The following is a 12353-nucleotide window of genomic DNA, read 5'->3' as shown; positions in this document are numbered from 1 at the left end:
GCGAGCCGCCCGCATGGACGCCGCGTCGCCCGCGCTGCTCCTCACGGCCGCGGGCTTGGGCGCGTTTCATGGCCTCAATCCCGCGATGGGATGGCTCTTCGCCGTCGCGCTCGGCCTCTATGCGCGCAGCCGCCGCGTCGCGCTCGTCTCGCTCGTGCCGATCGCGCTCGGTCACGCGGCGTCGGTCGCGCTCGTGCTCGGCGGCGCGCTCGCGCTCGGCGTGGTCGTCGGCCACGACGCCCTTGCGCGCGCTTGCGGCGCGCTGCTGATCGGCTGGGGCGTCTGGCGCGCCTGGCGCGGACATCGCGGACGGCCGACCGTCGGCATGCGCACCGGCCTCGCCGGGCTCGCGCTATGGTCCTTCGTGATGTCGAGCGCGCATGGCGCGGGCCTCATGCTCGTGCCCGCCCTGCTTCCGCTGTGCACCGGCAAGGTGTCGGACGGCGCCTTCGAGGCGAGCGCGCTCGCGCTGACGGTGCATACGGGCGCCATGCTCGCGGTGATCGCCGCGATCTCGATGCTCGCGATGTCCATCCAGGAACGCGGCGGACTCGGCTTTTTGCGCAGCGGCTGGATCAACGTCGATTGGCTCTGGAGTGTGGCGCTCATCGCATGCGGCGCGGTCCTCTTCGTGTAGTCTCGAGCCGTTTCAGGGCGCGTCCGCGCGATGCCTGAATCGCGGCGCAAGGCATGGCGGAAGTCGGCAGAAGTTCGGCGGGTAAAGCCTACCGGCGCCGATTGCGCAGGCTTTCCACTCCCGGCAATATCGCCCGATAAGAACACGAATAACGCTGCGCACCACCGAACCATCAGGCTGATAACAACGTGGGGAGCTTTTCGATGCGCGAAATTTCATACGAAGAACAAACAGTCAATTCCGGCAATCCGCTCGCACGCTTCGCGCATCGCACCCGCATGACGATGGCAATCCATCTCGTCAGCAAACTGTGCGCGAACCGCGGCACGGTCGTGGACTTCGGCGCGGGACCGGGTCTCTTTCTGCACACGCTCGGCGGGGCGCGGCCCGACGTGACGCTGATCGGCCACGACAGGTTCATGGCGCCGGCGTTCGACGAAGTGAAGTACGCGGAGTCGCTCGATTCCGTGGCATCGGAAAGCGTGGACGTGCTGACCGCGTTCGAGGTCTGCGAGCATCTCTATGATGACGAGCTCGATGCGCTGCTCTCGGACGCGGCGCGCATCCTGAAGCCGAACGGCGCATTCGTCATCTCGGTGCCGATCATGTACGGCCTCGCGATCGGGCCGAAAGTATCGAACTGGATGATCCGCAGCCGCTCGTTCAAGTCCGAGTACTCGCCTTCCGAACTGTTCAAGGCGATGGTCGGCATTCGAGTGAGCCGGCCGGCGAATCCGCGCACGACGCACAAGGGTTTCGATTTCCGCCAGTTGCGCGACGTCGTGAGCGAGCGCTTCGTGATCGATGCCACGCATCTGAGCCCGCTGCCGATCGCGCCGTGGTGGATGAGCTCGCAGTACTTCATGATCTGCCGGCCGAAACCCAAGGCTTGAACGGGTAATGGTTGATGGTTTCGGCAGGTGCAGGATGACGTGATGACACCGCGCCGGTCAATGGCAAGTTGACCGGCGTTGGTGCTTTTCATGCGGCATTCTGCATGCGTTATGCGGGATGGCGTTTTGCATGCCCTTTTGTCTGCATAAGGCGGGCGCCTGGTGCCTCATGAGCCGGGTCTTTTCGAAGCCCGCTCCTCCGCCTTCGCATTTTGTCTTTTGCATGCGTTATCCCATCCGGTATCACGCATGCAAGACGCAAGCTCAATCCCGCCGCGAAACCTCTTCCGCACTCGGCAGTTCGACCGTGGTCCAGCCCCCGCCGAGCGCCTTCACGAGCGCGACGCTCGCCGCCATCCGCCGGCGCTCGATGCGCACCGCCGTGCGCTGATCCGAAAGCACGATCGCCTGCGTCACCACCACGCTCAGATACGTGATTGCGCCATTCTCGTAGCGGTTGCTCACCTTGCCGAGCGCGCGCTGGGCGGCGTCGACCGCATCGCGTTGCGCCTCGCTCTCGCGGCGCAGCACTTCCAGCGCGTTCAGGTTGTCCTCGACCTGCCCGAACGCCGTCAGCACGGTTTGCCGGTAATCGGCGACGCTCTCGTCGTAGGCGGCGCGCGCGGCATCGCGGGCCGCGGCGCGGCCGCCGAAGTCGAGCACCGTGAATGCGAGCTGTGGTCCGAGCGACCAGAAGCGGCTCGGCGCCTCCAGCCACGAACTGAAACGCGTGGCTTCCAGGCCGCCTGTCGCGGCCAGCAGCAGGTTCGGGAAAAATGCCGCCGTCGCCACGCCAACGCGCGCATTCGCCTCGGCGACGCGCCGCTCAGCCGCCGCGATGTCCGGCCGCCGCTCGAGCAACGCGGACGGCACGCTGAGCGGCAACGCGCCAAGCGCGGCCGAAGGATGCGGCGCATGCGCCTCGTTGAGCGGCGCGGCATCGAGCGTGAAGTTCGACGGCGTCTCGCCGACGAGAATCGCGATCGCGTTGACGAGGCTCGTGCGCGTGGTCTCGAGATCGATTAGTTGCGCCTGCGTGGCGCGCAATTGCTCTTCCGCCTGCGCGACGTCCGATTCCGCGGCGACGCCTCCCGCGAAGCGGTCGCGCGTGAGTGCGAGCGCCTTCTCATAGGCCTGCAGCGTCGCTTGCAGCAGCCGCTCTTCCTCCACCGTGCCGCGCAGATCGAAATAGCTGGTCGCAAGTTCCGCCTGCATCGAGAGAATGGCGCTTTGCAGGTCCGCCGCGCTGGCCTGTGCCTCGGCCCGCCCGCCTTCCACCGCGCGCGAGATGCGGCCCCACAGGTCCGGCTCCCAGGAGATCTGCGCATCGATCAGATAGTCGGGCACGGTGACGCCCGCGCTCGACTTGTACAACACGTTCGACGATATCCGCGACTGATTGAATGCCGCGTTCGCGGTGATCGTCGGGAAGTAAGCCGAGCGCGCTTGCGCCACCGCCGCGCGAGCGCCACGAAAACGCGCGGCGGCCGCGGCTACGGTCTGGTTCGACGTCGCGACGCGTTCCTCGAGCGCGTTCAGTTGCGGATCGCCATAGACTTCCCACCAGGGCGAGCGCGGCTTCGCGTCGGCGGGTTGGGCGGGCTTCCAGTCTTGCGAAGCCGGTGCCGATGCAGGGGCAGGCGCATCGAGCGGCGTCTGCGACTTGTACGCAGCGGGCAGCGCCACTTCGGGCCGCACATAGTCCGGTCCGACTGCGCAGCCCGCCATCGTCGCCAAAGTCGCCAAAGTCGCCAAAGTCGCCATCGTCGCGGCAGTTAGCAATGCAACCCGCTTCGCTTGCCGGGAAAGAGGCGCACGCATCATCACGACTCGCTTCCCTCTGCCTTCCCTGCTCCGCCGCGCGCGCCCTGACTCGCGCCCCCACTCGGCGCCGCACGGCCGATGCGCACCTCGGCGCCATCGATGATCGAGTCCGGCGGATTGACGATCACGCGCTCATCGCCATTCAGACCGGAAACCACGGACACCCGCGTGCCGTAGTCCGTGCCGAGCGTGATCGGCAAAAGCTTCACGCGATTGTTCGCATCGACGCTTGCCGCATGCACGCCATCGGGCCGGAATAGAAGTGCATTACCGGGCAGCGTGTATGAAGGATTCGCGCTCGTGAGCTGGAAGCGCACCTGCGCATACGCGCCCGCGAGCAGCTCGCCGGTCGGGTTCTTGACATCGACCTCGACGCGCATCGTGCGCGCGACGGGATCGACGGCGCCGGCCGTGCGCACCGTGACGCCTTCGAACTTGCGATTGCGCTCCTCGTTGAGCAGCAGCTCGGCGGGCAAACCGACCGTGACCATCCGCGCGTACGCCTGCGGCACGTCGACGAACACCCGCAGCGTCGAAGCATCCTGGATGTGGAAGAGCTCGCGGCCGGCGGCGCCGCTGCCCGCGTCGATCAGTTGGCCGACATCGGTATTGCGCGCGGTCACGACGCCGTCGAACGGCGCATAGATCTTCTGGAACGACACGAGCTGTTCGAGCCGCGACACGTTCGCCTGCGCCGCATTCAACGCGGCTTCCTTGGCGAGCATGTCGCCGTTTTTCTCATCCGTTTCCTGGCGCGATACCGAATTGTTCTTCAGCATCAGCGCCCAGCGCTCGGCAGTCGTCTTCGCAAGCAGATAGTTCGCGCGCGCGGTCTGCGCATCGGCGCGCGCCTGTCGCAGTTGATCGTTGATTTCGGGCGCATCGATCTCCGCGAGCAACTGGCCCTTCTTCACCTTCGTGCCGATGTCCACGGTCCAGCGCTTCAGATAACCGTTGGTGCGCGCGAAGATGGGCGCATCGGAGAACGCGCGGATATCGCCCGCGAGCACCAGATCCTGCGATGCCTTCATGCGCGCCGGCTTGATCACCTCGACCGTCTGCACGCCGTGCTCGTTCGCATCGCGCTCGAGCTCCGCATGCGCCGCGCGCCGTGAAAGTATCCCTTGCGCGACGAGCGCCACGACCACCACGAGCGCGATCACGAGCCACAGGCGCCCGCGCTTCGTGCTGCCCGATCGTTGGGACAACTGCTCTTCCATTCTGACTCCGCCTGCTGATCGATTGTTTTAGTGCGTCGCCTCGTTGACCATCGCGCCCGGACCCTTGCCGCGCGCTTCCATGCGCCGATAGATGATCGAGAACACGACCGGCACGAAGAACAGCGTCGCGATCGTGCCGACCATGAGGCCGCCGATCACCGCGCGGCCGAGCGGCGCGTTCTGCTCGCCGCCTTCGCCCAGGCCGATCGCCATCGGCACCATGCCGATCATCATCGCCAGCGCGGTCATCAGCACCGGGCGGAAACGCGAATAGCCCGCTTCGAGCGCGGAGCGCACCGCATCGCCGTGCTCGGCGAGCGCCGTGCGCGCGAAGCTCACCACGAGAATGCTGTTCGCCGTCGCGATGCCGATGCACATGATCGCCCCCGTCAACGCGGGAATCGACAGCGTCGTGTGCGTGAGGAACAGCATCCACACGATGCCCGCGAGCGCGCCCGGCAATGCGGTGATGATGATGAACGGATCGAGCCACGACTGGAAATTCACGACGATCAGCAGGTACACCAGCACGACCGCGAGAATCAGCCCGAACGCCAAGCCCGAGAACGAGCCGTTCATCGTCTCGACCTGGCCGCGCATCTCGATCGACGAGCCTTTGGGCAGCTCGCCGCGCGCTTCGTCGAGGATGCGCTGCACGTCGTCGGACGTCGCGCCCAGATCGCGCCGCTCGGTGGTCGCATAGAGGTTGATGGTGGTCTGCGCGTTGTAGTGATAGACGACCGCATCGCGCGCCCCGCGCGAGAGCGATGCGAGCGCGCCGAGGATATTGGTCTTGCCGCTCGCCGACGTGACCGGAATGTTCGCGACCGATTGCAGCGAGTTCATGTCGTACTGGGGCGCGGACGTGATGACGTTGTAGCTCACGCCGTTCACCGGATTGAGCCAGAACGTGGGCGTCGTCTGCTGGCTGCCTGACAGCGTGATGAGCAGATTGTTCGCGACATCGCGCTGCGTGAAGCCCGCCTGCAGCGCCTTCGTTCGATCGACTTCCACGTTGATCGAAGGCAGATCGGACGGCTGCTGGATGCGCGCATCGACGAGCCCCGGCACGCGGCGAATCTTCTCCAGCACGCGATTCGCGAGCACGCGATTGCCGCGCACGTCGCGCCCGGTGATCGCGATATCGAGCGGCGCGGGCACGCCGAAGTTGAGAATCTGGCTGACGATATCCGCCGGGAGGAACGAGAACGTCACGCCGGGAAACTCTTGCGGCAGGCGCTTGCGCAACGCGTGGATATAGCCTTCCGTCGGCGCATGATCCTCGTTCAGGCTGATGAGCACGTCCGCGTCTGCGGAACTGATCGTGCCCGTGTTGTTGTACGAGAGATTGATGCCCGACACGGGCAAGCCCATGTTGTCGATGATCGAGCGAATCTCGCCGCGCGGTATCAGTTGCCTGATGCGCGCATCGACACGATCGGTGAGGGCCGCCGTCTCCTCGATGCGCGTGCCGGTTTTCGTGCGCATGTGCAGCGCGATCACGCCCGAATCGACCGAGGGAAAGAAGTCGCGTCCGAGGAACGGCGCGAGCGCGAGCGACAGCAGGCAGCACAGCAGGAACAACGACGCGAAGCGCCCCGGATGCGCGAGCTGTGTTTCAAGAAAACCTCGATAGCGATTACGCACGGCCTCGAAATGACGCTCGAACGCGAGATGGATGCGCACGAACGGATTGCGCGAACCTTTCATCGATTCGACATCGCCGCCCATGTGCTCGTGATGACGCAGCAGATACTTCGCAAGCGTCGGGATCAGCGTACGCGAGAAGAAGTACGACGCGAGCATCGCGAAGACCACCGCCTCGGCCATCGGCACGAAGAGATAGTGCGCGACGCCGGTAAGGAGGAACATCGGAATGAACACGATGCAGATGGAGAGCGTCGACACGAGCGTCGGCACGGCGATCTGCTGCGCGCCGTCGAGAATCGCGTGCTCCAGCTCCTTGCCCTGCTCCAGGTTCTGGCTGATGTTCTCGATGGCGACGGTCGCATCGTCGACCAGAATGCCGACCGCAAGCGCCAGGCCGCCCAGCGTCATGATGTTGATGGTCTGCCCGATCGCGGAGAGCGCGACGATCGACGTGAGCATCGAGAGCGGTATCGAGATCGCGATGATGAGCGTCGCGCGCCAGCTGCCGAGAAAGAGCAGCACCATGAGCGCGGTCAGGCCCGCGGCGATCACCGCTTCACGCAATACGCCCGACACCGATGCGCGGACGAAGAGCGATTGATCCGCCACCGGCTCGATCTTCAGCGACTCGGGCACCATGCCGCGCAACGTGGGCAACAGGTTCTTCACGCGCGCGACGATATCGAGCGTCGACGCATTGCCGCTCTTGTTGATCGTGAGTAGCGAAGCACGCGTGCCGTCCACGCGCACGATGTTGGTCTGCGGCTGAAAGCCGTCGCGCACATGCGCAACGTCCTTGATATAGATCGTGCCCCCGGGACCCGTGCGGATCGGGATGTCGTTGAGCCCTTCGATCGTGTTCGGGCTCGCGTTGAGGCCGACCGAATATTCCGTCGAGCCGATCTTGGCCGTGCCCGTCGGCAGGATCAGGTTCTGCGCGCTGATCGCATTGACGACATCGGTCGGCGCGAGGTTCTTCGCCTGCAGCTTGCGCGAATCGATATCGACCATGATCTGCCGCTGCTTGCCGCCATACGGCAGCGGCACCGACGCGCCCTGCACGGTCGCGAGCTGCGTCTTCAGGAAGCTGTTGCCGAAGTCGTAGAGCTGCTGCTCGGTGAGTTCCGCCGACGACAGCGCGAGCCGCAGGATCGGCACCGTCGACGCATTGAAACGCAGGATGTTCGGCGGCGTGATGCCCGGCGGCAGCGAGCGCAATTGCGTCTGCGAGAGCGCCGTGATCTCGGCGATCGCTTCATCGACGTTCGCGTTCGGCTGGAAGAAGATGCGGATCACCGCGATGCCCGGCAGCGATTCCGACTCGATGTGCTCGATGTCGTTCACCGCCACCGACAGGCCGCGCTCGTAATTGAGCGTGATGCGGCGCTCCATCTGGTCCGGAGGCAAACCCGTGTACGACCAGATGACGCTCACCACCGGAATGTCGATGTTGGGAAAGATGTCCGTCGGCGTGCGCAGGATGACGAGCGGACCGATGATCAGCAGAAGCAGCGACAGAACGATGAATGTGTACGGGCGCTTGAGCGCGAGTCTGACAATCCACATCGAAGTCCCGCCTGCCCCGTTTGGTGTTCGTTATTCGAATACTGTTCGATTGCTGCACGAATGCATCCGCTACGATGACACAACTGAAGCTTACAAAACAATTTGCGCAAACGGTTGCGAGGGTTTATGCGGAAGAAATTCCGCTGAAGAATGCAAGGCCGCACCGGAAATGGAACGCGCGCTCCAAATGGTGGGAAGCGAGTTGCGCCCCGCGGATTGCGGGGCGCTTGACGAAGGGGAGATTCAGGCCGCCGCGGGACGCAGGTCGAGCACGCGTTTCGCCTTGCCGGTCGCGGTCGTCGGCAGTTCACCCGAATCGAGCACGCGCACTTGCGTCGAGACGCCGACCATCGTCTTGACGCGGTGCTGAAGTTCCCGCGAGAGTCCGGAGCGCTCGCCGTCGGTCAGGGCGGCGCAGATTTCCGCGCGCGCTTCCACGGAAACGGACAGCGAATCCATGTGGCCCTCGCGCGACACGCACAACTGATATTGGCCGCTCAATTGCGGAATCGCGAGAACCAACTCCTCGATCTGACTCGGGAACACGTTCACGCCGCGAATGATGAGCATGTCATCCGAGCGGCCCGTGATCTTCGCGAGGCGGCGCATCGAGCGCGCGCTGGGCGGCAGGAGCGAAGTGAGATCGCGCGTGCGGTAGCGGATCATCGGCATTGCCTCCTTCGTGAGCGACGTGAAGACGAGTTCACCCGTGCTGCCTTCGGGAAGCACTTCCCCCGTCACCGGATCGATGATCTCCGGATAGAAATGGTCTTCCCAGATCGTCGGACCGTCCTTCGTCTCGATGCATTCGCATGCGACGCCCGGACCCATGATCTCCGAAAGCCCGTAGATATCGAGCGCCTGAATGCCCGCGCGCGTTTCGATCTCGCTGCGCAGACCCTGGCTCCACGGCTCCGCGCCGAAGATGCCGATCCTGAGGGACGTCTTCGCCGGGTCCATGCCCTGACGCGTCATCTCGTCGATCAGGTTCAGCATGTACGACGGTGTGACGAGAATGATCGACGGCTCGAAGTCGCGGATCAATTGCACCTGCTTTTCGGTCTGGCCGCCCGACATCGGCACGACCATGCAGCCCAGGCGTTCCGCGCCGTAGTGAATGCCGAGGCCGCCCGTGAAGAGGCCATAGCCGAAGGCGTTGTGCAGCGTGTCGCCCTTGCGGCCGCCCGCTGCGCGGATCGAGCGCGCGGTGACGTTGGCCCAGGTGTCGATGTCCTTCGCCGTGTAGCCGACCACCGTCGGCTTGCCAGTCGTGCCGCTCGATGCGTGCACGCGCACCACCTGATCGCGCGGCACCGCGAACAGCCCGAAGGGATAGTTGTCGCGCAGATCGGTTTTCGACGTGGTCGGAAAGCGCGCGAGATCCGAGAGTTCGCGCAGGTCGTCGGGATGCACGCCGGCAGCGTCGAACGCGCGGCGATAGTGCGGAACGTTTTCATAGGCGTGACGCAGCGTCCATTTGAGGCGCTCGAGTTGCAACGCCTGAAGCTCGTCCCGGCTCGCGCGTTCGATCGGCTCCAGTTCGCTTTGCTGTGCAATGGATTGAACCACGGTTGTCTCCTGCATGAAGGCTCAAAAAATGGATGACGGAAATCGCTTCAGTGAAAGCGCTGGCCCGAGTAACGCAAGGCCGAAATGAGCGGCGATGCGCGATAACGGTCCTCGCCGTAATGCGCCGCCAGATGGAGCAGCACGTCGTGAATGCGCTCGATGCCGATGCGCTCGCCCCAGGCCAGCGGCCCGAGCGGATAGTTCACGCCCTTCTCCATCGCCAGATCGAGATCGGCGCTCGTACAGACACCCTGATTCACCGCGTCCGCCGCTTCGTTGACGAGCATCGCCACCGTGCACATCACGGCCATGCCCGCGACATCCCTGAACGGGACCACTGCGTACCCGCTCTTCGTCAGCGCGCCGGCTGCGGCCGCGTACGCATCGTCGGCGCACTGACGCGCGCGCGTGATGGCCACGCTGCGCGCATTCGCATAGTCGAGCGCGAGATCGATGAGCACGACATTGTCGATGCCGAGCGCATGCGCGCGTTCGGTCGCGGTGCGGCCATCGGTGAGGAAGAGGTAGGCATCGTCGATCTGCGCGATCAGGCCGGACGGATCGCCGCGGCGCGCGCTCGCGATGTTCTGCGCAATGCGGGATTGCAGCCCCTCATGGAGCGGTGCGCTTTCACCGAGCACGATCCTCGAAGGCGGGCGCGTGTTCGTCTCGATGTGCGCTGCCGGCTTCGCGGCATCGGCGGCGTAGTCATAGAAGCCACGGCCGGTCTTGCGGCCGAGGAAGCCTGCGTTCACCAACTCCTGCTGAATCAGCGAAGGCGTGAATCGCGGATCATTGAAATAGGCGTTGAACACCGATTGCGTCACGGCGAAGTTCACGTCATGGCCGATCAGATCCATCAATTCGAACGGACCCATCCTGAAGCCGCCGGCGTCGCGCATGACCGCATCGATGGAAGCAGCGTCGGCGCCCTGCTCGTTGAGCACGCGCAGGGCTTCCGCATAGAACGGCCGCGCCACGCGATTGACGATGAAGCCCGGCGTCGACTTCGCAAAGACCGGCTTCTTGCCCCATGCGGCCGATGTCGCATACACCGTTTGCGCAACCGCTTCGGACGTGGCGAGCCCGCTGACCACTTCGACGAGCGCCATCAGCGGCGCAGGGTTGAAGAAGTGCATGCCGACCACGCGCGAAGGATGCTTCAATGGCGCGGCAATAGCGGTGATCGAAATGGACGACGTGTTGGTCGCGAGAATGCATTCGGGCGCGACGATGCTCTCGAGCTCCGTGAACAGCGCACGCTTGACGTCGAGCCGTTCGGCGACGGCTTCGATGACGAGCGATGCCGTGCGCATGTCCGCCAGATTCGTGACGGGCCGCACGCGTTCGATCGCGGCGTGACCCGCGATTGCATCGAGCTTCTTCTTGTCGATCAAACGCTGCACGTTCGCCGCGATGCCCGTACGCGCCTTGTCGAGTGCTTTGGCGTCGAGGTCGTGGAGCAGCACGGTATGGCCCGCTAGCGCCGCGACCTGCGCGATGCCCGCGCCCATCGCGCCGGCGCCGATCACGCCGACGAGCGCCGATGTCTGAATAGGCTGCGTCATGATTCGTGGCCCTCAGACGCGCTCGATCGCGATCGCAATGCCCTGGCCCACACCGATGCACATCGTGCACAGCGCAAGGCGGCCGTTGCGGCGCTCGAGTTCGTACATCGCGGTCGTCACGAGACGCGCACCCGATGCGCCGAGCGGATGCCCGAGCGCAATGGCGCCGCCGTTCGGATTCACGCGCGGATCGTCCTCGGCGAGTCCGAGCTGGCGCAGCACCGCGATGCCCTGCGATGCGAAGGCTTCGTTGAGCTCGATCACGTCGAACTGATCGAGCGTCAGGCCCGTGCGCGCGAGAAGCTTCCGCGTCGCCGGCGCGGGACCGATGCCCATGATGCGCGGCTCGACACCTGCCGTCGCCATGCCGATGATGCGCGCGCGCGGCGTGAGGCCGTTGCGTCTGACCGCCTCCTCGCTGGCGATGATGAGCGCGCACGCGCCGTCGTTCACGCCCGATGCATTGCCGGCCGTCACGCTGCCATCGGGACGCACGACGCCCTTCAGTTTCGCAAGCGCTTCGAGCGAGGTTTCGCGCGGATGTTCATCGCGATCGATCGAAATCGTTTCGCCCTTCTTTTGCGGCACGTTCACTGCGACGATTTCCTGCGCGAGCGTGCCGTCTGCCTGTGCACGCGCCGCGCGCTGCTGGCTGCGCAGGGCGAAGCGGTCCTGGGCGTCGCGCGAGATGCCGAAATCGACAGCGACGTTCTCCGCCGTTTCGGGCATCGAGTCGACGCCGTATCGCTCGCGCATCGTGCGATTGATGAAGCGCCAGCCGATGGTCGTATCGAAGATCTCGGCGGAACGCGAGAATGCGCTCGACGCCTTGCTCATCACGAAAGGCGCGCGCGTCATGCTTTCGACGCCGCCGGCGATATAGAGCGAGCCGTCGCCCGCCTTGATGGCGCGCGCGGCGCTGCCGACCGCGTCCATGCCGGAGCCGCACAGGCGGTTGATCGTCGAGCCGGGCACGTCGATGGGCAAGCCCGCCAGCAGGCTCGACATGCGTGCGACGTTGCGGTTGTCCTCGCCAGCCTGATTTGCGCAGCCGTAGAGCACGTCATCGACTTGCGACCAGTCCACCGATGCGTTGCGCTTCATGAGCGCGGTGATCGGCACGGCGCCGAGATCGTCGGCGCGGACGTCCTTGAAGACGCCACCGTAGCGGCCGATGGGCGTACGAATCGCATCGCAGATGAAGGCTGCTGTCATGACAAGTCCCGATGTGGAGAATGATTGATTGCGGCGAAGTCGCGCAATGCTTGCATTGCTAACGACTTCGCGAATGGATTGGTTTGAATGCTTCGGCTTCGCGCGCATCGTTGCGATGCGCATGACGCGGGAAATGCGTGGCGCTCAGCGCTCGTCGAAACTCACGACCACCCGCTCGCTCACCGGATGACACTGGCAAGTCAGCACGAAG

The 12353-nt window shown here is 64.9% G+C and carries 8 protein-coding genes; 2 read left to right on the top strand and 6 right to left on the bottom strand.

Annotated features, from left to right (window positions below; genetic code table 11):
* Window positions 1-13: 13 nt before the first annotated feature.
* Entirely contained in the window at window positions 14-637 is a 624-nt protein-coding gene (locus AWB83_RS07740; protein WP_087043951.1) for a hypothetical protein, read from the top strand.
* Between the two features lie 203 nt (window positions 638-840).
* Entirely contained in the window at window positions 841-1530 is a 690-nt protein-coding gene (locus AWB83_RS07735) for a class I SAM-dependent methyltransferase (protein ID WP_244197617.1), read from the top strand.
* A 264-nt stretch (window positions 1531-1794) separates the two neighbouring features.
* On the opposite strand, the gene AWB83_RS07730 is transcribed toward AWB83_RS07735, so the two are convergent.
* From AWB83_RS07730 to pcaF, 6 genes are all read right to left on the bottom strand, one after another.
* A complete protein-coding gene (locus AWB83_RS07730; protein ID WP_341866687.1) occupies window positions 1795-3258 on the bottom strand; it encodes an efflux transporter outer membrane subunit in 1464 nt (487 codons plus the stop codon).
* A gap of 95 nt (window positions 3259-3353) precedes the next feature.
* The gene (locus AWB83_RS07725) at window positions 3354-4574 is read right to left on the bottom strand and encodes an efflux RND transporter periplasmic adaptor subunit (protein WP_087043946.1); all 1221 of its coding nucleotides are present in this window, start codon (window positions 4572-4574) and stop codon (window positions 3354-3356) included.
* A 27-nt stretch (window positions 4575-4601) separates the two neighbouring features.
* Window positions 4602-7790 (bottom strand): efflux RND transporter permease subunit, encoded by a 3189-nt coding sequence (locus AWB83_RS07720; protein WP_087043944.1) that lies wholly within the window; start codon window positions 7788-7790, stop codon window positions 4602-4604.
* Between the two features lie 243 nt (window positions 7791-8033).
* Window positions 8034-9374, bottom strand: coding sequence for a phenylacetate--CoA ligase PaaK (paaK, locus tag AWB83_RS07715; protein WP_087043942.1), 1341 nt, complete (start codon window positions 9372-9374; stop codon window positions 8034-8036).
* Window positions 9375-9406: 32 nt separating this feature from the next.
* Window positions 9407-10927, bottom strand: coding sequence for a 3-hydroxyacyl-CoA dehydrogenase PaaH (gene paaH, locus AWB83_RS07710; protein ID WP_087043940.1), 1521 nt, complete (start codon window positions 10925-10927; stop codon window positions 9407-9409).
* 12 nt (window positions 10928-10939) lie between these two features.
* Complete coding sequence (gene pcaF / locus AWB83_RS07705) at window positions 10940-12142, bottom strand: 3-oxoadipyl-CoA thiolase (RefSeq protein ID WP_087043938.1); 1203 nt, start codon at window positions 12140-12142, stop codon at window positions 10940-10942.
* Between the last annotated feature and the right edge of the window lie 211 nt (window positions 12143-12353).

This window comes from Caballeronia ptereochthonis, from assembly GCF_001545075.1.
Classification (GTDB): Bacteria; Pseudomonadota; Gammaproteobacteria; order Burkholderiales; family Burkholderiaceae; genus Caballeronia; species Caballeronia ptereochthonis.
Note: the sequence above shows the minus strand (reverse complement) of the source record. Positions and strands in the feature narration are given on the sequence as shown.

Excerpts from the sequence above, each read along its gene's own strand:
- AWB83_RS07740 (WP_087043951.1), top strand. The coding sequence starts at position 14 with ATGGACGCCGCGTCGCCCGCGCTGCTCCTCACGGCCGCGGGCTTGGGC.
- AWB83_RS07735 (WP_244197617.1), top strand. The coding sequence starts at position 841 with ATGCGCGAAATTTCATACGAAGAACAAACAGTCAATTCCGGCAATCCG.
- AWB83_RS07730 (WP_341866687.1), bottom strand. The coding sequence starts at position 3,258 with ATGGCGGGCTGCGCAGTCGGACCGGACTATGTGCGGCCCGAAGTGGCG.
- AWB83_RS07725 (WP_087043946.1), bottom strand. The coding sequence starts at position 4,574 with ATGGAAGAGCAGTTGTCCCAACGATCGGGCAGCACGAAGCGCGGGCGC.
- AWB83_RS07720 (WP_087043944.1), bottom strand. The coding sequence starts at position 7,790 with ATGTGGATTGTCAGACTCGCGCTCAAGCGCCCGTACACATTCATCGTT.
- paaK (WP_087043942.1), bottom strand. The coding sequence starts at position 9,374 with ATGCAGGAGACAACCGTGGTTCAATCCATTGCACAGCAAAGCGAACTG.
- paaH (WP_087043940.1), bottom strand. The coding sequence starts at position 10,927 with ATGACGCAGCCTATTCAGACATCGGCGCTCGTCGGCGTGATCGGCGCC.
- pcaF (WP_087043938.1), bottom strand. The coding sequence starts at position 12,142 with ATGACAGCAGCCTTCATCTGCGATGCGATTCGTACGCCCATCGGCCGC.